This window comes from Weissella kandleri (genome assembly GCF_045504165.1).
In the GTDB taxonomy this organism is placed as follows: domain Bacteria; phylum Bacillota; class Bacilli; order Lactobacillales; family Lactobacillaceae; genus Weissella; species Weissella kandleri_A.
On sequence record NZ_JBJJNY010000002.1, the window covers coordinates 175842 to 199444 of the forward strand.

Below are 23603 nucleotides of genomic sequence, written 5' to 3' on the forward strand. Positions count from 1 at the left end.
AATAATAATGTGTTAGGTGTGGGTTATAGATTATGAATTTTAAAAATATGGCGCAAGTTATTGATCGGTTAGGGGCTTCGGAAAAAAGCGTTACTAACAATTATCAACAATATCTGGAACAACATTTTGGAAATTGGGAACAGCTTCCGAAAATATATGATGATAATCAGCGACAGTACCAATTTAATAGTGCAGGGGTGGATGTTGTTATCATAAAACAAGGTCGTTCTAGTCATGAAATTAAGCGAATTAAATTAGTAACAAAACAAGAAAAAATCATTATTGCTTTAAACCGGCGAAAAAATGCAACTTTGTTTAAATTTTATCAATTAGAGACTGGGCAACATCTTCGTGACGAATATCGTGATGGTCAAAATCGAACATATTTAACATATAATTTTGATCAAAATGAGCGAATCAAAAGTTATCAGTTGAATTTTTTGGATCAAGATTATGATTTTCAGACGAAAGCTGATTTATTAGCATTTTTAAATCAGGTTGAGACACCTGTCGATTATCAAAAGCAGATGCTTGAAATACAACAAGTGCACTCAGATAAAACTGGATTAATTTTAGACGATGAGTTGTTAAAACAAGTTGAAGAAGCGCGCTGGGTTGATCATCAGCAACAAGCCGTGGCTTCAGCTAATGTACAGACTATTGATGAGACCAAAAAGGAAATTACCTGGCCTGATAATTTTGAAATGGTGGTCACAGATTATGAATTACAGCTTTTGTTCCGAGGAATTTATTTTGCAGTAACGCAAAACGGCATTGAGAAGATCCCTGTAAATCAACGAGAAATTCGTTTAAGTGCTGAAGTAGCCAATCCTGTGATTAAATTAGCTTACAGTCATCAGCAACATTTAGTGCTTAAGGTGATGGATGAGCAAGCAGCACTAAATTGGGTTCCTTTGAGTGGTTCGCCGATTTTCGTCTTAGATGTAACCGAAATTGGACCAACGATTCAGATTAAATTGGCGCTAGTTTTAGCTAAAGTCAGGAACGTCACTTTTTTTCAAAAAATTGGTGCAGGTGAGCAGGAGGTTTCAGTTCAGAGCTTAGATGTGACGGACAATTTAATTATTTTTCAAAAGCATGCTTGGTTGGATGATCACGAGCTCTATGTCCGCTATCAACAGGAGAATGGAAATTTTCAGCAAAAATTAGTTTCTTTTAGTCAATGGTTACGTGCAGTTGTGCAGCAAAGTAATATTCAGTTGGAGACGAAACAAGATCATTTTGAATTAGTCATGCAGATGCAACAAACCCTAACTCCAATAGATTTGAGTTTGGCAATTCGTAATCGTGGTTCGAAAGAAACGCTGTATTTATCAGCAGGTGTGAGTGCTGCTACAGGTCAGCAAACGTATCAATTTGATGTGCATCAATTTCCGTTTACTGCTGGAATTACACGTGATAATTACGATGGTACAATCTATGATTTTTTGTTCCGGTTGGATTATCCAGGTGTGTCCGTGGGTAAATACCATGCGCGGGCAAAATGGAATCATAACATGCCAGAAGAATTGAGTAATGCATACGAAGGTGATTGGCAGGTTCTGTTAAACCCTTATGGAACATCTAATCATCAAGAATTATCATTACGCACATATTTTCTTTCAAAGGAAGCATTAACTTTTTATCAAAGTGTAAAAAAACAACAAATCAGTCATAATCGCAATGCGCGCTTGCAGATGGTAATCGTCGAGTCACCAGATCGAGCACAAGATAATGGGCTAGCTTTTTTCAAGTATTTAATGCATTCAACGACGCAGCCTTTTGATGTTAAGTATGTGTTGACGGCGGATTCGGCAGACTGGAAAAATTTAGCAGGTTATGAAAACCATGTTGTTATTTACAAATCTAAGGAACATTTTGAATTGATGGCGCATGTTGATCTCGTAGTTCATACGAATTCTTCCTTCTATGCATATCCTGTCAATACTAGTTTCTGGCAAGGATATCAAAAAAGGGTTAAGAAGATCTTCTTACAGCATGGTATTATGGGGGTTCGTGATTTGTCACGTTTGTATGGACGAAATCCGATGTTTACCAATCGCTATATCGTTTCCAGTCAGCGAGAACAACAAATGGCAGTTCAGCAAATGGGTTACCGACCATATGAAGTTGCCTTGACGGGGCTTGCCCGTTTCGATGAATTATTAAGGTACCATGCTGACTGGCCGGAAGACAAAGTAAGACAGAGAATTTTAATTATGCCTAGTTGGCGTAAAGGGCAAGATCATTTAGAGCCCGATGAATTTATGCAAACCGACTTTTATCGTAATTTGATGGAATTATTGATAAATCCAGATTTAACAGGACTGATCAAACGAGAACATTTGCAAGTGGATTTGTATTTACATCATAATTTCCAACGCTATAATCAGCTTTTTGAATCATCGGAAGTACATGTCATTAGTGAAAAAGAAGATACGGTTCAAAATCTATTGATTAACCATGGATTATTAATTACTGATTTTTCAAGTGTTGCTTTGGATTTTGCGCTTCAAAATCGACCGGTATTTTATTATCAATTAGATGATAGTTTGGCACAAAAAGAGGAGCAGGTTGGTCAATTGTTCCCGGGACCTATTTACTGGCAAATAGGCGAGTTATTACAAGCTGTGGAAGTTAGTTTACAGCAAAATCATTTGACAGTAGCCCAGCCTGATAAATTGGATGATTTATATCTACAACGGGATACAAATGCCAACGATAGGATTTTAGCAACAGCTGAAGCCTTGATGGACACTAAACAACATCTCCAAAATATTTATGAATATCATTTGCATAAATTAAAACGTAAAATCAAACATCTATTAAAGAAAGTACGATGAATCTGGATAGAGGGGCACAGAAGAAATCAATGAAAAAATTAAAAGGAGCCTATGTCAAATTTGAAGCAGCAGGCATGCAGCTGAAATTACAGCGTCCGGTTGGCGGGCAAATTGATAAATTTTGGCTTGTTAATCAAAAACAAAATTTAAAAATTCCGCTTCATAGTCGACAATGTGCCGAAAATCTTTGGGAAATCATTATGGACGAATCAACTTTTGGTGATTTCACCCATAATTTACGATTAGTAATCTGTGCACAAGTGGCAGACCAATTGTACCAAATTGTGAATAGCAAGACGTTTGGTACGCCGACTTGGGCACGCTACTTTAATCCATTGGCGGCTTTGGCTAGTGCGGGACGTGATGTGATTCCTTATATGACCATCGGTGGCGTTTTAGCTGTGTATCTCTGTAAAAAAGTTTATGTTGATGGTAAAGAACGAGGCTTAATCGCACAACAACGCTTAGATGAAATCATTGATACCCCCCAAACATTAACGTTTGTTGTCCAATTTAAACCGGTGTATCCCCAAAAGATGGATCATATTAATGGGGTAACTTTGAGTTATCGGCGTAGTGATGCTACTGTGGATTTACAACCACAGCACCAAGTAATTAATCGGTTAAACGGTTGGTGGGAAATTCGGGCGATTTTTAATAAATCTGATATTTCGAATAAAATTTATAGTGATTCATATATCTTGATCGTACATGCGAATAAAAATCAGTTGCAGTTAATGTATCAGGTTAATGCAATTTCGCGTAAATTTTATCAACAGCTGCATCGTCCATATCGAGATGTATTTCAAATTAATACGCAAAAGAAGTTACTAGTGCAAGTCGCTTTTAATAAAGCGTTATGGATTCATTATCGTGATTTACACCCAGTCGATTTGCCAGAAGTTCGGGAGCGGGAAGCACGGGCTTTGGAACGTTATCGCCCCAATCAAAAAAATGGGAATATCATTATTTTTGAAAAAGAGGCACAAATGGCACAAGACAATGGGTTCGCCTTGTTCTGTTACTTACAAACGACGTCTTTGGCTGAGCATACTTTCTATGTCATTGATACCAAAGCCCCCCAAGCACATGATTTGACACCTTGGTCGTCACAAATTTTACCGCTCTTTAGTGATAAATATTATCAGCATTTAATTGAAGACCAAATGTTAGTGGCTTCAGAGAGTATTCCGCATGTTTATCAATTTAATTTTAATTTTGGAAACATAATTGAATTAGCCCGGCAAAAAAATAATTATTTCTTACAACATGGGGTGGTGGGAATTCGTAAATTGGGGGACGTCTTTAAGTATCATCGCTCTGGTTATGATTATATTAATTCGTCTACAAACCATGAACGGCAGCTAATTCAGACCATTTTAAAATATCCCCGGAGTAGGATTAATACGTTTGGGTTACCACGGTGGGAAAAGTTAACACCACAGCCTTCAAAGCGTATGATTTTATATTTTCCAACATGGCGTGAAAAATTAGCTTATTTAACTGATGAAGAATTTTTGCAGAGTGAGTATTTCCTGACAATCCAAGAACTAATTAGTAGTCCAGTTTTGCAGGCTTTATTAAAGGCAAATAAATATCAATTAAAGGTGTTCTTGCACCCTAAGATGCGACGGTTTAGTAAATATTTAGTAGAAAATGAGCAGATTGTGGTCACCGACAGTAGTCAAGAAGCTTTGGGTCAAGTTATTCATGATGCAGATGCGGTTATTTCGGATTATTCAAGTATGGTCTGGGATTTTGCCTATCAACGAAAGCCCATTATTTTATTCCAGTTTGATCAAGCCGAATATGAACAACAATGGAATGGCTTTTTTGATAAAACGATTTGGGAATTTGGCCCAGTCGTGGTTCAGCTAGATGCTTTGTTAGTGGAATTAACTAATTTATTCCAGCATAATTGTCAGATGGGGATGACATACAGGCAGGCAGTTGATGCACAATTAGCTGATATCACACACATTAATGCGAAACACGTTCAATTTATTCGTAATAAGTTAAGTCATCAAAGACCTGCGCATTTAAATTTAAGCAGTTGGTCACGGCTTGGTTGGCATTATTTTTTGGTAAATGTTCGACAATATTTGCGCGTGTTGAAGCGCCGCCTCTGGTCAGTAAAAATTTTTTGGCAATAAAAATAGCATAAAACTGTTACATTAATATCTTATACACGTAGTATGATAAAGGAGGTTTAGTTGTGAGAAAAATTCAGCAAGACGATCAAGATATTCAATTACCATTTGGTACTAATGGGTTACCCGGTTATTCCATAGAAGCTCAAAATACAGTAGTGGTGCCTTCGATCTTAAGTAATCCATTTTTTAAAGACTTTAATTTATTAAAAATAAGCAAGCAGTTAAAGGGCTTGCGGAGTAATCCCGATTTACAGAACCTTTTAACCCCATCTGAAGTTCACACCGGTATTACCATTGAGTTAAATGATTTGGAGTATATTCAATTACATTTGGCAGACGCATTATCTAAAAAACATTTATTGCTAGTGCAGCCTGTAACAGACGGGACAAACTTGAAGGTACAGGTTTTAAATTTGGGATTAAAGGATGTAAAAATTGAAGTGGGGACGCTAGTTGCAACCGCTTTAATTCAACAAGCCATCCAGTAAAAGATATTAATTAGTAATAGAAAGAATTTATTAATGAAAATTACCGCGCAAAAGATTAAAAATTTTATTAAAGCCTCTAAACTATTTGGTTTTTGTTGGCTTTTTTTCGGTTCCGTTTTAATAACTATTTTAAAAATATTTGTGAAGCCGAACGAAAAACAAATACTATTTATGTCTTATAGTGGACGACAATATTCAGACACGCCATTAGAGGCTTATCATTTATTGCGTGAAGATCCGGATTTTGCTGATTATGAATTGGTGTGGGCGTTTAATCGGCCACAAGATTTTCAACAATCTGCCATTCGCCGGAAGGTGTCTTCTAATCGTATTAGTTATTTTTATCATTTACTAAAATCAAAATATTGGATTTCCAATACGAGTATTGATCGGCTAGTCCCTTTTAAACATCCGGATAATATCTATATCCAATTTTGGCATGGTATTCCGATGAAGGCCCTAGGGCATGCAGAAAAGGGCTTAGCACCGCTGGTGCAGTACTGGTATGATCATGTCCAGATTGATGATTTGTTCACCTATGGGCCTTATGATACTGAAAAATTAACGAATTTGTTTCCTAAAACACAAAATGTTTTGGAAGTCGGACAGCTACGCAAAAATATTAATTTACGTTACGATCGTTTATATCGAGCGAAGCGCATCAAAAAGCAGTTAAAAATTAAGAATAATAAACCAGTGTTATTATATGTGCCTACTTATCGGAACGGACCAAATGTTCATAGTGGAATCTTATCTGACCAAGCCTTGCAACAATTAACGACCAAATATAATGTAATTTATCGTGGACACTACTTTGCTGAGGATGAAACGCCGGTTAATTTAATTGCCGCTTCAAAGTTTTCTTTGTATAAATTATTTATCGTGGCGGATGTTTTAGTTACGGATTATTCGTCAGTTTTCTTTGACTTTGCTGTCTATCAGCGACCTATTTATTTAATCCAAACCGATATTGGTAGTTATCGTCAAGAACGGGGCTTTAGTTTTGAACCAAGTGAAACGGGCTTACCTATTTTTTATGAAGAGCAAGCGTTAGTTCAACAGCTCTTAGAGACGAAACCTTATCCATTTGAAAAGTTGTTGCAGCTTAACCATAAATTTAATCCGCACGCGGCTACTGAGACGGTCCAAAGCTTAAAACAAATTATTAAAGAAAACTGAATTAAATGTAGGTAAAATATTATGAATAAAAAAAACAATTGGCTAATAAATGCTATAGTAGTTTTGGTAACTTTAGGTGCATTAGGTGGGACCTTCTTAGGAGTGCATGCTTATTTAAGTCGAGATAGTTTAATTGGTAAGTCTTATAAAACACAAGAAAGTTATATCGATAGTTCAGATAGTAATCGGCGGATTGTTTGGAATTCCACGGTAGATTTTTTAAAGAATGGGACGATGATTATTACTTCTAATGGGACGTCACTGAATGGACAGTTACGGCAGCAGGTTGTGCAATATGGTCGTTATGGGCGTCCCAGGCATGGGAATATTGATTTTATTTTAAGCTCTAAATATATTGTTGATACTGATAACCAAGCTTTGGGCGAATTTGGGGTTCAACATTCGATTAATAAAAATTATTCATCTAATCAAAAGGGATTATCAAAAATTTTGAGTATTAATGGAGATGGTACTCATTTGACGTTGACCCAACAAAATTTAAAAAACGACCAAAAGCGAAAAATTAGTTTAACTGAAATCAAGCAAACTCAGCAATCATCATATAATGAACGGGTGCAAGCGATTAAACTTAAAAATGAAAAACGCAGTCAAGCCGGGCTAGATAAATTGAATAACCATCAATATGGTTCGGTGTTAGCATTAGCAGTGGCTCGCATTAATCAGTCAAAATTAGATGAAAAGCTCGCTAGTGATCGATCTGTTAAAGCTTTAGCACATAATCCGCGCGCGATTCGGAAAGTGACATTAAGTGAAGATTTGGCCCATAATTTAATCAAAATCACTTATAACCAAAAAATCATATTAGGCGTTCGTCCCAAAGGCGATCACTTGGCATTGTTTGTTATGCGTGATGGAGAATTTGTGCCGGTTGGTCAAACTAAAATGACTGAGATTTATCAAGCAATGTATGGTTTTAGTAAAACTTCAAAGCAGATGCTGGCAACTTATCAAAAGTTGCAAAAGTCGACAGTTGTTGAAGGTGATATTAGTTTGAAAACTTTAATAAAATAGTTGAGGATAGACAATGAGTGATGAGCAAGAATATGAGCAACGGCCTTTTCGTTCGCGAAATAGCCGGATGCATGAAAAGCCAAGAGGTCGGTTTAGTTTTGGGCGACGATCGCACAATAAAGATCATAAAAAGTCTAAACTAGTTGAAAATGTAGCGCTTGATAAACAGGAAACCATTAGTACAGTTGATGTGAAACCGATAGTAAATCAAGACATGCCAAAATCTAATGTGGAGCATTCAGCAGTTAAAATTAGAGCTGAACATGTTTCAAAGCGTTTTGAAATGTTACAAACGCGGAGCGATAAATTAAAGGCATTATTTAATTTTAGGCAACGAAATCAAAATTATTTTTGGTCTTTGCGTGATGTTTCATTTGAAGTGCTAGAAGGTCAGACGGTGGCCATTGTCGGACTGAACGGTTCAGGGAAATCAACTTTATTGAAAGCAGTGAGTGGTTTTATTCCCATTACTACTGGTTCTTTAGATGTGAATGGAGCGGTCTCTGAAATTTCCGTGAATGCGGGATTACGAACCAATCTATCTGGGCGCGATAATATTTATTTACGGATGTACATGTCAGGCTTTACTAAGAAGCAGGTTAATGAACGTATTGATGAAATTATTGAATTTTCAGAACTTGGTAAGTTTATTGATCAACCGGTGAAGAGCTATTCATCCGGAATGCGATCAAAATTAGGATTTTCAATCATGATTCAAACTGACCCAGACATCATGATTATTGACGAAGCCCTATCAGTTGGTGACTCAACTTTTGCAGCCAAGTCTTTTGCCAAAATTAAGGAATTCAAGGAACGTGGTAAGACCATTTTCTTTGTTAGTCATTCGGATAGTCAAGTGGCTCAAATCGCAGATAAGGTCATTTGGATGCATTATGGGCAACTGGTTGAATTTGGTGATACTAAGGTTGTTTTACGTAAGTATCAACGGTGGCAACGCAATTTTGCGCAAAAACCGAAAGCATCACGACGGCGTTATATGCAAAATGCGAAGCGGAAGCAAGCGCAGTTTGATCCAACGGTTGTCTCAGATGATGCTGATACCCCATTAGTGAATTTAAATTTGTCGCCAAAAGAGCAGCGACATGTTTTTTGGTTTGGAACGGTCCGCAGTAATCTAGATCAAATTCATTTTGGGGTCATTAATTGGGCGATTGTTGGTGGCTTGATTGGCCTATTTATGGCTGTTTCACTTTATTCAATTCAAGTTGCTTCTCAAACGCGGAATGCGGCTGCGATTGAAAACGCTAAAATCTTGAAAAGACGTAAACTAGATAAGCAAAAGCGGACAGAACAGGATCGTAAAAAAGATGCAGTTGAAAGTTCGATGGACAGCATGATTGCTCCATCGGTTGATGAGACTCCGGTTTATATTGCACCTACCGTTCCAGCGGTGACCCCTAGTGTAAGTAGCAGTAGTAGTCAAGCAGTTGTTCCTACACCCGTAACTCCGCCAGCTAATGATTCAAATAATTCACAACCGCCAGTAGATAATTCCAATTCCGATAGTGGTACAAATTCGGATGGAGATAATATTGATTCAGGAGCAGCTTCTCCTGCTGATGGTAATAATTTGGAAAATTAAGGATTTGAAGAAAATTTAAAGGTAGGTAAAAATGAATAGTTTAATTCAAGTTTTAATAGAACAAATCAAGAATCATCAAATTGCTCGGCGGATTGTAAAGTATGATCGACGAAGTTCGAGTCAGGACTATTATTTAGGTCAGGTTTGGGAAATTATTAACCCCATTTTGCAGGTGAGTGTCTATTTTTTGATGATTTTTATGGGATTGCGTAGTTATTCTGATCGTGCGGGCGGTTCATGGGGCTTTTTGTCTTGGATGCTAGTGGGAATGGGTGTTTACCGTTTTATATCACAAACGATTAATGTTGGTTCTAAATCAGTGAAGCGTCAGTTAGGGATTGCGTCGAAAATGAATTTTCCTCTGTCAATTGCGCCACAAATTTCGCTATTAAGTAATTTACTACCTCTATACGTGTTGGTTTTGCTGGGTGTAGGGCTTCGACTTTACGCCCACTTATCCGTGCATATTAACCTAATTGCCCTGGTTTATTACTTTGTTGCTGCTGTTTTGTTTGCATATGGCATGGCTTTATTACTTTCAACCCTTGTGATTATCATACCGGATTTGTCTCCGTTAATTGGAACGGCTTTAAATATGGGAATGTGGTTGAGCGGAGTTATTTTCCCGGTTGAAAGTATGTCACCAGTTTTGATGGATATTTTACAGCTAAATCCAACATATTATTTGGTGTATGGTTTCCGTAATACTTTATTTGGAAATGAAGCTGCTTTTAATATTAATTGGGATAATATGACCATTTTATTTTGGGCTATTACCTTGATTATTTTTATGGTTGGTTCACACTTACATTTGAAGTTTAAGTCACAATTCTCAGAATATGTTTAAGTTAAGGATTGAAATCATGGAAACGCAGCAAGAATTATCAATATCTGAAGTTCAACAGCGAATATTAGCGATGTATGATGACGTTATCAAGTTTTTTAAGGATAATCAGATGCCATATATTTTAACGGGTGGTTCCGCACTGGGAGGGATTCGACATCATGGATTTATTCCCTGGGATGACGATATGGATTTAGGGTTGTTAAGGGATGATTATCAACGGTTTGTCGCTGAATATCAACCACAGAATACACAATTTCAATTAAAAAGTTTAGAACACGATGCGAATTGGGAGAACGGGTACGCCCGGGTGATCGATTTACAAACCGGTTCAATCAATCAGTATTTAAATATTAACCATGGGGTTTTTTTGGATATTTTTCCCATTGATCATTTACCAGATTCTCAGCAAGGGCAAAAAAGACATTATTACCAAATGAAAATTTTGGATGTTTTGAGAAATAGTAAAAGACGTGTGGGATATCGTGATGATGAATCGCGGTTGGCCATTTTTTGCAAGGAAAGTTTACGGGTTTTATTGAAGCCCTTCAAAATTAGTTATTTTGCGCGTAAGATGTCTGCATTAGCGGAAAAGACGAATGCAAAATATAAAAATTCTCAAGTGATGGGGTTATATATCGTACAAGGTATTAATCAACAACGCGAAACGAATGCAGCTTCTATTTATCAGCATCGCCAAAAAATTCAATTTGAAGGACGTGAAGGATATGCACCAGCAGATGAAAAAACGTATCTCACACATTTATATGGCCTTAAATATCTAGAATTGCCTCCTGTAGAGGCACGCAAAGCACATGGTCATTTCTATTTAAAATAAAAAACGCCTCAAAAATGAGCCGTTTTTTTAGGAATTTTTAGCTAAGTTATGTTGATTTAAATCGTTTTTGATTTGACTAGTGGAGATTTCGGGGGTGCGTTGTAAGTAAACGACTTCGGCATCCGTTTGATCAGCGATGTAATCAAATTCACCTTGCCAGTCATCACCCATGACAAAAGTATCGGCTTGATATAATTGAATATCGGAGACTTTTTGTTCCCAAGAAGTTTCAGGAATCACCAAATCGACGTAGCGAATGGCCTCTAAGAGCTGCTTTCTTTTTTCATAAGGAAAGTAGGTCTTTTTTTGTTTAGCGTCCCAATTAAATTCATCAGTAGATAAAGCGACAATGAGATAATCACCTAAGTCATGGGCGCGTTTCAAAAGATTAATGTGTCCATAATGTAAAAGGTCAAATGTTCCATAAGTAATAATTCTTTTCATAATAGTCCTTCAATATATTAATAGTTAATATATTTAATTTAACATATTATTGGCTAAATGGTAGGAGTAATCGTACCTTTTATGGGACTCTTAAAAAAGAATTGATAAATTTCGTGAAATCCCTTTCAAATACATAATGAATCGGTTATTATTAAAATATTAAAAGATGCCATTGTTTTATCATTAATTTATTATAATTGAACAACGAAAGGAACGAGGTTAAGCTGATGATAAAAAATAAATTTAGTTGGTTGGTAATCATATTTATAACAAGTTTATTAGGATTTAGCATTATTGGCCCCGTCCATGCAGATAATAATGTGCAATTTAGTGTCGTTCCAGAATTACCGGAAAATCAAAGCCAAAAAGATCAGAGTTATTTTGATTTACGGATGGCACCGGATCAGAAGCAAACAATTTATGTGGATATAAAAAATACTGCGCAAACAGAGAGTCAATTTAAAATTAGAATTAATCAAGCTTATACAAATCATGCCGGTTTTATTGATTATGGTCAGAGTAAACAAGGCGTCGATGCTAGTTTTCCATATCAATTAGCTGAGATAGTGCATGCACCCAAGACGATTAAAGTCGCCGGTCAAAATAGTGCGCGAATTCCGATTGAAATTAAAATGCCTGCCAAAGAGTATGCTGGTCAAATTTTAGCAGGAATTCAAGTTTTAAAAATGAATGAGGGACAAAAGGACGGTATTAATAATGAATTTGGTTATATCGTTGGTTTGAAATTAACTGAAAATGATCAACCAGTCACACGCCAGCTAGAATTAATTAAGGTTAAGCCGGCTGTATCGTTTGCGAAAACGAGTGTCGTGGCGCAAATAAGGAATCCAACAATGGATGCGATAGGGCATTTAAAATATCAAGCTAAAGTGATAGACCGTCATTCTGGAAAGACGGTACGACAGGTTAAGTATGATAAGAATATGCAAATGGCCCCCAATTCGACCTATAACTTTGCGATTGATTGGGCTGGTAAAGATTTGCGTGCGGGAAAATATTTGCTTGATTTAAAAGTACAAGATGCTAAAGATAATCATTGGCATTTTAAGAAAAATTTTGTGATTACAGCAAAAGATGCGAAAAATGTTAATCGAGCCGTTGTCGGACAAGCACCAATGCCATTGTGGATTTGGATTGTCGGTGGTCTAGTCTTGCTAGTAGTTTGTTGGGTCATCTATTGGTGGGCAAAGAAACGCCAACAGCGTTAAAAATTACGCATCATGTAAAAACAAATATGAAAAGCTGGTGAAAATTGTCGGTGGCACCTTAAGATGCTACAATGAGATGATAATTAAAAGATTGGGGCTCAGTGAAAAATGACATGGATTTATTTAATATGTGCTGGTTTATTTGAAGTAGTGTGGGCTACCACCATGAAGCTAAGTCAGGGTTTTACAGATTTGAAATATACAAGCATTATGGTGATTACAATGTTGGCGAGTGTGGGCTTGTTAGCTTTAGCCATTAAAGAATTACCCTTGGGAATTGCTTATCCGGTTTGGACAGGTATCGGAGCAGTAGGTTCGATTATCGTTGGTGTGACGTTTTTTGGTGACCAGTTAAGCCCTTTAACTTGGTTATTTGTCGTTTTATTGTTAATTGGTTTGATCGGGATTAAGGTTACGAGTGGGCATTAAACTTATTTTAATTTAGTAAATGCGAAAATTAAGATTTTAAACGTGCTATAATTGATGATGAAGAGAACAGATGATAGCTTAAAAAGCGGAGGCATATTTCAGATGGAAATGCATGATTTTACGATTTTTAATGATACTAAATTAAAATTTGGTACTGATCATATTGATGCAGAATTAGCAGAAGACTTAGCACAATATGGACATAAGGTACTTTTAACTTATGGTGGCGGGTCAATTAAGACGTCTGGACTATATGCGCGCGTAGTGGATTTGTTGAAAGGCTTTGAAGTTTACGAATTGAATGGGATTGCACCTAATCCTAAGATTGATTCTGTGCGCGCAGGGCAAAAGATGGTGCAAGAGCATGATATTGACGTTATCTTAGCTGTTGGTGGCGGTTCCGTTATTGATGCTTCTAAGGTGATTGCTTCAGCAAAGTTTTATGAAAGTGACCCATGGGAATTGGTCTTGAATCCAAGTCTTCGTCAAAATATTAAGCAAATGCCATATCTTGATATTTTAACTTTGTCAGCGACTGGAACGGAGATGAATAATGGTTCAGTGATTTCAAATCCAGATACGCATCAAAAGTTAGGTACTTTTGGTCCTCAAACGCCACGGGTTTCATATTTGGATCCAACGTTAACTTATTCGGTTTCAAAGTGGCAAACAGCTGCTGGTTCAATTGATATTTTCTCGCATTTGACTGAACAATATTTCGATCGTGCCTCAACGGATGTATTTGATGGGATGATTGAAGGAGTGATGCGGACGGTTATTGCCAATGCACCGGTGGCCTTGGCTAATCCTGATAATTATATTGCTCGGGGGAACCTAATGATTTCTGCTACCATGGCATTAAATAATCTAGTCGGTTCCGGTAATGAGAATGGTTGGACAGTTCATTCTATTGAACATGAATTGTCTGCTTATTATGATATTACCCATGGTGTTGGCTTAGGAATCTTGACGCCGCGTTGGATGGAATATGTTTTGGATGATAGTTCATTGCCAAAGTTTGTTCAGTTCGCTAAGAATGTTTGGCATTTAAGTGGCGATGATGATTGGAAGTTAGCTCGCGCGGCTATTCAGGCAACTTTTGATTGGGTTAAGTCACTTGAAGTGCCAACGACTTTGCCAGGTGTTGGAATTGAAGATGAAGTTAATTTCCAAGCAATGGCTAAGTCAGCGGTGGAAGTTGGTCAGTTAGCAAAGCAGGGCTATAAGCCAATGCAGGCGCAAGACGTGGTAGCTTTGTATCAAGCATCTATGACAAATGATCATTTTGAAAATTAATTTAGTAACGGTTTAATAGATTCAAAAGTATAGAAGTTGTTTTTTAAACCCTCTGTAGTTGTTGAATTAAAATATATAAATATAAATAGTGTTAAAGATAGCTGTTAGATGTGGCTGTTGGGAGCACTATTTTTTTGTTTTAAATATTTAATTAATTTAACAAAGGGTTTAAAAACGAATAAGTCATTAAGAATTGTTAATTCGAAAATTAGCAGAACAGCATCATGGTAAAATAATACTAAGATGAAGTGAGGTGCTATATTTGATTGAGATTGATCTACCAGTAAATAAGGTGCCATATAGGATATGATCAAGGAAGTGTGGCGACAGTCTAGATTATGATGTTGAAAATGCATATATATGGATCATTTGTAAATAGTAGCTTTGATTTTACAAGTGATTATGATTTATTGATTGATGGGTTTAATAACTATAATGATTTTTATGAAAAGGATAAAATTTTGTGTAGAATGTAACGTGATTTGGAAAGTCCCGAGGTTTTAGACCGACAAGTTGATATTAATTGAGTATCCACCTTAGAAAAACGAAGCGTGAACGAATTAAATCAAACGATTAAGGATAATGTAAATAGAGATAAGGTTCTGATTTATGAAAAATAATAAAGCTAACCAAGTTTTAAAGTACTTGGTTAGCTTTATTCCTGATGATGAAAAATGATTTAAATTTTAGCAAGTTTGACTGCGGTCCCATAAGCGGTGACGGAATCACCAATATTAGAAGAGGATGAGTCAAAGCGAAACATAATGACTGCATCAGCACCTAACATAGCAGCTTGTTGGCGTAAGCGTGTGATAGCTTCTTGTCGTGCTAATTCTTGTAAAGTTGAGTAGCCCTTTATCTCACCGCCGACAATGGTTTTCAGGCCTTGTCCAATACTAGAAAAAATATTGCGAGAACGGGTTGTGAGACCAAAAACTTCGCCTAAAGTTTCGGTGACGGCATGGCCGGCGATGTTTTCAGTCGTGACAATTTTGATTTCGTTCATTTGATAACTCCTTAATTATATGTTTTAGGCTAACCTATTATCTATAACTATAGCATATAATTCTGGCTGATGAATTGATGATGAGGCTTTGATGCGACGGGCTTGACAAGGAATTGACAAAATGTGATACTTAAAGTTGCTTATTTAGTGTTTAAATCATGAGGAGGGGATTATCATCGCTGTTTCAATTCCAGATGAAGTCGTTGAAAATATCCGCCAGAATGTGAATATTGTTGACGTAATCAGTCCATATGTCACTTTAAAAAAACAAGGACGTAATTTTTTTGGCAAATGTCCTTGGCATGAAGAAAGAACCCCATCTTTTTCGGTAAATGAAGAAAAACAGATTTTTCATTGTTTTTCGTGTGGACGTGGGGGGAATGTCTATACGTTTTTAATGGAAAAAGAAGATTTAACATTTGTGCAGGCGGTGGCGCGGGTAGCAGAGCAAGCCGGGGTTGAATTGGATGCTAGTTATATTGCTAACAACCAAGCGAATCAGTCACGAATTTCAGACCAAGAGCGCGCGGTTTTAGCCTTGTATGATGACGCGATGCATTTCTATCATTATTTATTACTTAATACTGCGGTTGGGTCTGCAGCGCTGAATTATCTCCATCAGCGAGGTTTAGATGATAGTACGATTGATACGTATATGCTTGGTTATGCACCAGAGGGAGATGCGTTATTCCAGTACTTTAAAGAAAAAAATATTGATTATCAGCTCCTACGTGACTCTGAATTATTCATTGAATGGGATGATGGAAGTTTACATGACCGGTTTGTTGATCGTGCACTCTTTACGATTCGAAATCAAAACGGCGCGCCGATTGCTTTTTCGGGACGACGAATGTCACAAGATGATAGCGTCGCGAAGTATATGAATAGTCCTGAAAGTTTGATTTTTGATAAGTCAAATGAATTATTTAATTTAGATTTGGCGAAGGGAAGTATTCGTAAAACTAAGTCTGTAATTTTGTTTGAAGGCTTCATGGATGTAATTGCTGCTTTTCAAGCCGGGGTAACCAATGGAGTGGCCTCGATGGGGACCAGCCTAACGCAAAAACAAGTACAACGTTTGGGGCGGATGGCGCAAGTCATCACGATTGCATATGATGCCGATACGGCAGGACAAGCAGCGAGTTTACGTGCGCTAAATTTGATTGAACAAAATAGTGCTGCTAAACCACAAATTTTACATATTCCGGATGGCTTAGATCCAGATGAGTATGTGCGACAAAAGGGTGTTGAAGCCTTTCGGCAAGTTTTACAGCGTAATTTGGAAGATCCGGTAGCGTTTAGTTTGCGTTATTTCCGGCAAGATTATAATTTACAAAATCAAAATGATATTTTTAATTATCTCGAGCAAGTTTTGCCAGTGGTGGCTGGTGTCAAAGAACCTTTAGTTCGCCAAACTTATTTGAAACGTTTGGCCGATGAATTTGATGTAAGTTTAGATGGCCTGGAAGAACAATTGCGACATCTTTTGTTGCAAAAGACCGCGCAAGGCCGCGCCAGTGATAATAAAATGCAGGCTAGTCAAGCCAATCTAGTTGAGCATGTTGCGCAGCGTAAACCACAACTGTCTGGGATTGAGCAAGCTGAGCGGATTTTGTTGGCGTGGATGCTTAAGGACCAAGATGTTTGGTTGATGGTCACACGCGAGCCTAATTTTCAGTTTGTCGATGTTATTTACGAAACTATTTTTCTGCTAGCTGAAAATTATAAAGAAATTAACCAAGTAACCACAATTGATAACTTGGCTAATTTTATGAATTTTGTCAAAGAACCTGAAATGTCACGGATGGTCGCCGAATTAGATAATATTAATCCGGCTTTAATGCAAAATAAAAGTCAAGTCCCAGAATATATTCAAGTTATTGTTACAACCGCACCTCTGCAACAACAGATTGTGCAAAAGAAACGGGCGTTATCAGAAGCCAAGCAGATGCATAATGACAGCTTAGTAACCCAACTTAGTATGGAATTACTAACGTTGCTACGAAAGCAACAGACAAAGGATCTGGCAAGTCAGTGAGACTGTAGTAAAAAAGAGGAGCTTTAAATATGGCAAAAGCAAAAGAAATGACCACGAATGAACCGTTTGATCAAAAAGGTTTTGATAAAGCGATTAAAAATTTAGTAGCTGAGTATAAGCAAGCCAAACAAATTAAAGAAGATGAATTACATGAAACTTTGGTGAAGCGTTGGAATTTAAACGCAGATCAAATTGACGAGCTTTATGATAAGGTGGAATCAGCAGGAATTTCAATCGTTGATGAAAAAGGAGAACCGGCTGCACGAGCTTTAAATAATAATAAAACTAAATTAACTGAAAAAGAATTGCGTGAAGCTGAAGAGGCTCCCAATGGAATGAAAATTAATGATCCAGTGCGGATGTATTTAAAAGAAATTGGGCGAGTTGATTTGTTGACGGGAGAGCAAGAAGTTCAATTAGCCGAACGGATTGAGTCCGGAGATGAGTCAGCTAAGCAAGAGCTAGCAGAAGCTAATTTACGATTAGTGGTGTCAATTGCTAAGCGGTATGTCGGACGGGGAATGCAATTCTTGGACTTGATTCAAGAAGGAAATATGGGGCTGATGAAGGCCGTTGAGAAGTTCGATTATCGCAAAGGATTTAAGTTCTCAACTTATGCAACTTGGTGGATTCGGCAAGCGATTACGCGTGCCATTGCTGACCAAGCGCGGACCATTCGGATTCCAGTGCATATGGTTGAAACGATTAATAAGTTGATTCGCATTCAGCGGGCTTTGTTGTCTGATTTGGGTCGGGAACCAACGCCTGAGGAAATCGGTGCAGAAATGGATATCCCAACAGAAAAAGTGCGTGATATTCTAAAAATCGCCCAAGAGCCAGTTTCTTTGGAGACGCCAATCGGAGAAGAGGATGACTCGCATCTGGGTGACTTCATTGAAGATAATGAAGCCGTTTCACCGGCTGATTCAGCTGCTTATCAAATGTTGAAGGAACAGCTGGAAGCGGTGCTTGATACTTTGACAGAACGGGAAGAAAACGTTTTGCGGTTACGATTTGGTTTGGAAGATGGTCGAACACGGACTTTGGAAGAAGTTGGAAAAGTCTTTGGGGTTACGCGTGAACGTATTCGGCAAATTGAAGCCAAGGCTTTACGGAAGTTGCGCCACCCAACACGTTCAAAGCAATTGCGTGACTTCTTGGATTAAGAAGATTAAAATTTTAAAGTTTAAAAAACTCATAACTGGATGAGTTTTTTTATTTATCCAAGTTAACTGATGTTTTTCCGTTGTTGAATTATTAATGTGTTATGACCTTCATCAATTGAAAATGTGAAGGGATATGGATTCTTTGATCTACTTGGAGCTTATATAGCGCCTTTATGATTTATTCGGGTGAGTCTCATTTCTGCGAATATGAACAGTTTGGAGCGTGAAGGTAGGATGCATTAATTATATAAGGCGTTTCCAGGGCTAATGGCCTCGTGGGGCTAGAATAAGCTGTTGCATAATCACCGATGATGGATGCCACGCAATATTGGATTGGTGACGGATTTGGCAAAGCATGAAATGTATGCGCAAACGGTTGGAGGCATGGTCTTTTCAATGTTTAAAGTGCTTGATGATGATAAAATTACATATTAAGCATTGTGAACTGCTAACAGCATTTTTGCTTAGGTGTACCGTGGCTTGTGATTGAGGAGTCCTGTATATTAGAATGTAGGATTTTTAAAATGTCTTAGCAATAAGCAACAGAAATGATGCATGTGACCGTATTAAGAATGGTAAAATGAAATTATTATTGAAAAAAGGATGGGGAATTAATAATGAAAATGAACCCGGTGTTAAAAGAACAATTTTTTGTTGATGATTTGTCAGATAATCAAAAGACTATCATTCAAAAAATGAATACCTATATTGCGCAAAGTTTGCAAGGCAATGAACATAGTGTGGCAATTATTCAAGGAGCTGCCGGAACGGGTAAATCAGTCGTTTTGATGGAATTGGTTCGGCAATATATGACTGATCATCGTTATAAGACCGCTTTGGTTGTTAATCATCCTGAATTATATAAAGCCTATCAAGATTTGGGAGTCGCAATCCCAAATATGAATGTTAAATCAATCCGGCGACCCACGGCGCTAATTAATGATGCACAGAAGAATCATAAGAAATATGATATTATCTTTGTCGATGAAGCCCACCTATTGTATTCCAAGTCAGAACCATATGCTCACTACCGGGGTGAAAATCAACTGACCGATTTAATGAGCTTGGCCAAAGTTGTAGTGGTTGTATATGATTTTGCGCAAGTCTTCCAGTCAAAAATGTATTGGGACAAGGATTTGTTATTTAAAACGATTGGGAAACACCCCTACAAGATTTTTGATATGAATTTTCAATATCGCATGGTGGCTAGTGATGAGCAAGTGGCTTGGATGGATAATTTAACGGCGCAAAGTCCATTGACGACCTTCCCGGATAATAGTTCATTTGAATTCAAAATGTTTGATACAGCTGGTGCTCTATATGAACAAATTAAGGCTAAAAATCGTGAAGTAGGCATGAGTCGCGTTGTCGCAACATCAGGCTTTCCACGCATTGATGGACGGCATAATGTTGAAATGGATACATTTAGTTTGCCATGGGATGAGTGGGATCCGCAACGGACGCACTGGGCCAAGCGAGAAGGATCACTGACTCAAGTTGGGACTATTTATACCTTACAAGGATTTGATTTGAATTATGTGGGAATGATTATTGGTCCTTCGTTTGGATATGATGCTGAAAATGATGTGATGACAATTATCCCCGAGAAGTATTCACATAAAGAAATTTTCAAAAAGCGGAAAGATCGGCAATTTACGCAAGCAGAGTACAAGGAATTTATTGCTAATGTGCTTAACGTCTTAATTAAGCGGGGTAAATATGGTTTGTATTTGACAGCGTATGATGATGCCTTGCGGGCTCGTTTATTGGAGTTAAATCCAACCGTAAATCAAGAAAATTAAGAATTCCGGTAAAAGTAGTTTGGAGCTAAATGTTCTGAGCTTTTTTATTTGTATGAAGTCAAAAAATATCAGAAAAAATAATTGTTTTTTTGAAAAACGAAACTATTAAACAAGCATTGAAACGTTGGCGTGCAATGTTTTGACTAGTTTTTAGCACTCGCTAAATAAAAGTGCTAAAAAGGTTGACATCTTTTTGAAAGGGTGTATTATTATAGATGTTAGCAAGAACAAGATATGAGTGCTAAGCTAAACGGAAAGTTGGTTTGAAATGTTAACTGAGCGACAACGGATTATTTTAAATGCGATTATTGCTGATTACATTCATTCAGGAAAAGCCGTGGGTTCTAAAGCATTACTTGTGGATATTAAATTACCAGTAAGTTCGGCGACGATTCGCAACGAAATGGCACACTTGGAGACGCAAGGGTTGCTTCGAAAGGAACACACTTCTTCTGGACGTGTGCCATCTCAACAAGGTTATCGCTATTATGTGGATTATTTAATGTCATGGAATCAAAGTACTAATAGGATTCAAGCGGAATTAAGGCAAATGTTTAGTCGACGGTTTCAAGAGGTTGATGATCTTTTGCAACAAGTTACTAAATATCTAGCTGATAAAACAGGACTAACAGTCTTAGCGTTGAAGCCAGAAACACGTGACGTGCGTTTATCGGGATTGCAATTAATCCCAACTGATGGACAGCAGGTCATGGCAATTTTGGTAACAAATGATGGTCAGACGGTTAGTCAAAGTTTCCGATTGCCTAAAGGTGCAACGGTCCAAGAGCTACAAGCAATTGTTTCTTATATTAATGGAAAGTTAGTAGGACGGTCGATTCATGAGGCACTGGATAGTTTGAGCGGTGATTTACCACTCGACTTGGAGCGTACGATTCGATCACCACAAGCATTTCTACAATTGTTCGGCGATATGTTATCCCGTTCAATTCAAGATAAGGTTTTCATGGGCGGACGGTTAAACATTATGGATTTTGCCGCTGGGGCAAGCCTAAAAGATGTTAAAACGTTATTTGAGCTTTTGGAAGATCCGATTGAAATGCGGCATGTAATTGGCTCGGTAAATGATGGAATTGTCATTCAAATTGGGGATGAGAATATCAACGCTCATTTGCGACCATATAGTTTAATGTCTACGCGCTATGCCGTTCCGCGACATGGCTTTGGAGAATTAGCTATTTTGGGACCAACTAGCATACCATATGCTGAATTAGCCAACCTATTAACAGGAGTTAAGCAAGCAGTTGCTGAAGAATTACTTGAATATTATTAGAAAAGAGGTGTATACATGGCGGAAAATCAAGAGGAACGTGATGAAGTTGTAGAAGAGGTTGAAGTTGAAGAATTAGAACCAACTACAAATGAAGCAGAAGCGCAAAACCTAGAATCAGCAGTTGATGATGAAACTTTGCAAACACGTTACGACGAATTGGAAGATAAATATCTACGTGTTAATGCAGAAATGCAAAATATGCAAAGCCGGTTTGCTAAAGAGCAAACCGTAGCTTTAAAGTATGCCACGCAAAAGTTGGCGAAATCAATTTTGCCAGCTTTAGATAATTTAGAACGCGCCGTGCAAGTTGAAACGGACAGTGAGGCTGCTCAGCAACTTAAGACAGGGGTTGAGATGGTTTCTAAGACGTTGATTAAAGCCTTAGAAGATAACGATATTCATGCTGTTGGCACAGTAGGGGAGCAATTTAATCCAGAAATTCATCAGTCAGTACAAACGGCACCAGCCGATGCAGAGCATCCGGCTGATACGATTGCACAGGTTTTGCAAAAAGGTTATGTCTTGGCCGATCGCGTTGTTCGCCCAGCCATGGTTGTAATTTATAACTAAAATTAAAAGTGAGGTATTAAGTTATGTCAAAGATTATTGGAATTGATTTAGGAACTACAAACTCTGCCGTTGCTGTTATGGAAGGTGGAGAGCCAAAGATTATCACTAATCCTAATGGAGGACGGACCACACCGTCAGTTGTTTCATTTAAGAATGGTGAGACACAAGTTGGTGATACAGCTAAGCGTCAAGCAATGACTAACCCTGATACTGTGATTTCAATTAAGTCACACATGGGTGAAGAAGGATATAAGGTTAATGCAGGTGGTAAGGATTACACACCTGAAGAAATTTCAGCTATGATTTTGCAATACATCAAGAAGTATGCTGAAGATTATCTAGGTGAGACAGTTGATAAGGCTGTTATTACAGTGCCTGCTTACTTTAACGATGCCCAACGTCAAGCTACTAAGAATGCTGGAAAGATTGCTGGCTTAGAAGTTGAGCGGATTATCAACGAGCCAACGGCCGCAGCTTTGGCCTATGGTCTTGATGATTTGGATAAGGATGAAAAAGTCTTAGTTTATGACCTTGGTGGTGGAACCTTTGACGTTTCGATTCTGGAATTAGGTGATGGCGTATTTGAAGTTTTGTCAACTTCTGGTGATACACATCTTGGTGGAGATGACTTCGATGCTAAGATTATTGACTGGTTGGCTGATGACTTCAAGAATGAAAATGGTGTGGACTTGAAGCAAGACGCCTTGGCAATGCAACGGTTGAAAGAAGCTGCAGAGACGGCTAAGAAGACATTATCACAAGCGACTGAAGCACAAATTGATTTGCCATTTATTGCTTCGTCAGATAATGGTCCTTTGCACATCCAAACGACTTTGACGCGGGCTAAGTTCAATCAATTGACACTTGATTTGGTTGAGCGGACTAAGGCCTCAGTTGAGACTGCTTTGAAGGATGCTGGCTTGAGTAATTCTGATATTGATCAAGTAATCTTAAACGGTGGTTCAACTCGTATCCCTGCTGTTCAAGAATTCGTTAAGGAGTTGACTGGTAAAGAACCTAGCCACTCAATCAATCCTGATGAAGCGGTTGCTTTGGGAGCTGCAGTTCAAGGTGGTGTGATTACTGGTGATGTTAAGGATGTCGTACTTTTGGACGTGACACCTTTGACCCTTGGTATTGAGACAATGGGTGGTGTCTTCACGAAGTTGATTGATCGTAACACGACTATTCCAACTTCTAAGTCACAAGTCTTCTCAACTGCCGCTGATAATCAACCAGCTGTTGATATCCATGTTTTGCAAGGTGAGCGTGCGATGGCTGCCGACAACAAGACTTTGGGACGCTTCCAATTAGCAGATATTCCTGCTGCTCCTCGTGGTGTTCCACAAATC

General features: G+C 37.9%; 19 protein-coding genes. 17 read left to right on the forward strand and 2 right to left on the reverse strand.

The window, feature by feature from the left end:
• Positions 1 to 32: 32 nt before the first annotated feature.
• The 8 genes from ACJQWY_RS02055 (at position 33) to ACJQWY_RS02090 (ending at position 10980) form a co-directional block, all read left to right on the forward strand.
• Complete coding sequence (locus ACJQWY_RS02055) at positions 33 to 2843, forward strand: CDP-glycerol glycerophosphotransferase family protein (protein ID WP_407076096.1); 2811 nt, start codon at positions 33 to 35, stop codon at positions 2841 to 2843.
• 29 nt (positions 2844 to 2872) lie between these two features.
• Positions 2873 to 4996 carry a CDP-glycerol glycerophosphotransferase family protein gene (locus tag ACJQWY_RS02060; RefSeq protein WP_407076097.1) on the forward strand — a complete coding sequence of 708 codons (2124 nt, stop codon included), beginning with the start codon at positions 2873 to 2875 and terminating at the stop codon, positions 4994 to 4996.
• 62 nt (positions 4997 to 5058) lie between these two features.
• Complete coding sequence (locus ACJQWY_RS02065) at positions 5059 to 5484, forward strand: hypothetical protein (RefSeq protein WP_407076098.1); 426 nt, start codon at positions 5059 to 5061, stop codon at positions 5482 to 5484.
• 33 nt (positions 5485 to 5517) lie between these two features.
• Positions 5518 to 6663, forward strand: coding sequence for a CDP-glycerol glycerophosphotransferase family protein (locus ACJQWY_RS02070; protein WP_407076099.1), 1146 nt, complete (start codon positions 5518 to 5520; stop codon positions 6661 to 6663).
• Between the two features lie 21 nt (positions 6664 to 6684).
• Entirely contained in the window at positions 6685 to 7695 is a 1011-nt protein-coding gene (locus ACJQWY_RS02075) for a hypothetical protein (RefSeq protein WP_407076100.1), read from the forward strand.
• Positions 7696 to 7708: 13 nt separating this feature from the next.
• Positions 7709 to 9298 (forward strand): ABC transporter ATP-binding protein, encoded by a 1590-nt coding sequence (locus tag ACJQWY_RS02080; protein WP_407076101.1) that lies wholly within the window; start codon positions 7709 to 7711, stop codon positions 9296 to 9298.
• Between the two features lie 31 nt (positions 9299 to 9329).
• Entirely contained in the window at positions 9330 to 10145 is an 816-nt protein-coding gene (locus tag ACJQWY_RS02085) for an ABC transporter permease (protein WP_407076102.1), read from the forward strand.
• Between the two features lie 16 nt (positions 10146 to 10161).
• Positions 10162 to 10980 (forward strand): LicD family protein, encoded by an 819-nt coding sequence (locus tag ACJQWY_RS02090; protein ID WP_407076103.1) that lies wholly within the window; start codon positions 10162 to 10164, stop codon positions 10978 to 10980.
• Between the two features lie 27 nt (positions 10981 to 11007).
• On the opposite strand, the gene tagD is transcribed toward ACJQWY_RS02090, so the two are convergent.
• Positions 11008 to 11424, reverse strand: coding sequence for a glycerol-3-phosphate cytidylyltransferase (gene tagD, locus ACJQWY_RS02095; RefSeq protein WP_407076104.1), 417 nt, complete (start codon positions 11422 to 11424; stop codon positions 11008 to 11010).
• Between the two features lie 227 nt (positions 11425 to 11651).
• On the opposite strand from tagD, the gene ACJQWY_RS02100 reads away from it, so the two are divergent.
• The 3 genes from ACJQWY_RS02100 (at position 11652) to ACJQWY_RS02110 (ending at position 14378) form a co-directional block, all read left to right on the forward strand.
• Positions 11652 to 12653, forward strand: coding sequence for a WxLIP family cell surface protein (locus ACJQWY_RS02100; RefSeq protein ID WP_407076105.1), 1002 nt, complete (start codon positions 11652 to 11654; stop codon positions 12651 to 12653).
• Positions 12654 to 12761: 108 nt separating this feature from the next.
• Positions 12762 to 13082, forward strand: coding sequence for a DMT family transporter (locus ACJQWY_RS02105; RefSeq protein WP_407076106.1), 321 nt, complete (start codon positions 12762 to 12764; stop codon positions 13080 to 13082).
• 108 nt (positions 13083 to 13190) lie between these two features.
• On the forward strand, positions 13191 to 14378 hold the full coding sequence (locus ACJQWY_RS02110; RefSeq protein WP_407076115.1) for an iron-containing alcohol dehydrogenase: 1188 nt from the start codon (positions 13191 to 13193) through the stop codon (positions 14376 to 14378).
• 679 nt (positions 14379 to 15057) lie between these two features.
• Here ACJQWY_RS02110 and ACJQWY_RS02115 read toward each other — a convergent pair.
• Positions 15058 to 15384: a heavy metal-binding domain-containing protein gene (locus ACJQWY_RS02115; protein ID WP_407076107.1), complete on the reverse strand. Its 327-nt coding sequence runs from the start codon at positions 15382 to 15384 to the stop codon at positions 15058 to 15060.
• A gap of 187 nt (positions 15385 to 15571) precedes the next feature.
• On the opposite strand from ACJQWY_RS02115, the gene dnaG reads away from it, so the two are divergent.
• The 6 genes from dnaG to dnaK form a co-directional block, all read left to right on the forward strand.
• A complete protein-coding gene (dnaG, locus tag ACJQWY_RS02120) occupies positions 15572 to 17422 on the forward strand; it encodes a DNA primase (protein WP_407076116.1) in 1851 nt (616 codons plus the stop codon).
• A 29-nt stretch (positions 17423 to 17451) separates the two neighbouring features.
• Positions 17452 to 18588, forward strand: coding sequence for an RNA polymerase sigma factor RpoD (rpoD, locus tag ACJQWY_RS02125; RefSeq protein ID WP_407076108.1), 1137 nt, complete (start codon positions 17452 to 17454; stop codon positions 18586 to 18588).
• A 623-nt stretch (positions 18589 to 19211) separates the two neighbouring features.
• On the forward strand, positions 19212 to 20390 hold the full coding sequence (locus ACJQWY_RS02130) for a DUF2075 domain-containing protein (protein ID WP_407076117.1): 1179 nt from the start codon (positions 19212 to 19214) through the stop codon (positions 20388 to 20390).
• 268 nt (positions 20391 to 20658) lie between these two features.
• The gene (hrcA, locus tag ACJQWY_RS02135; RefSeq protein WP_407076109.1) at positions 20659 to 21681 is read left to right on the forward strand and encodes a heat-inducible transcriptional repressor HrcA; all 1023 of its coding nucleotides are present in this window, start codon (positions 20659 to 20661) and stop codon (positions 21679 to 21681) included.
• A 15-nt stretch (positions 21682 to 21696) separates the two neighbouring features.
• A complete protein-coding gene (grpE, locus tag ACJQWY_RS02140) occupies positions 21697 to 22251 on the forward strand; it encodes a nucleotide exchange factor GrpE (RefSeq protein WP_407076110.1) in 555 nt (184 codons plus the stop codon).
• A 23-nt stretch (positions 22252 to 22274) separates the two neighbouring features.
• Positions 22275 to 23603, forward strand: a 1329-nt coding sequence (gene dnaK / locus ACJQWY_RS02145; RefSeq protein ID WP_407076111.1) for a molecular chaperone DnaK, incomplete at its 3' end; no start/stop codon positions are given.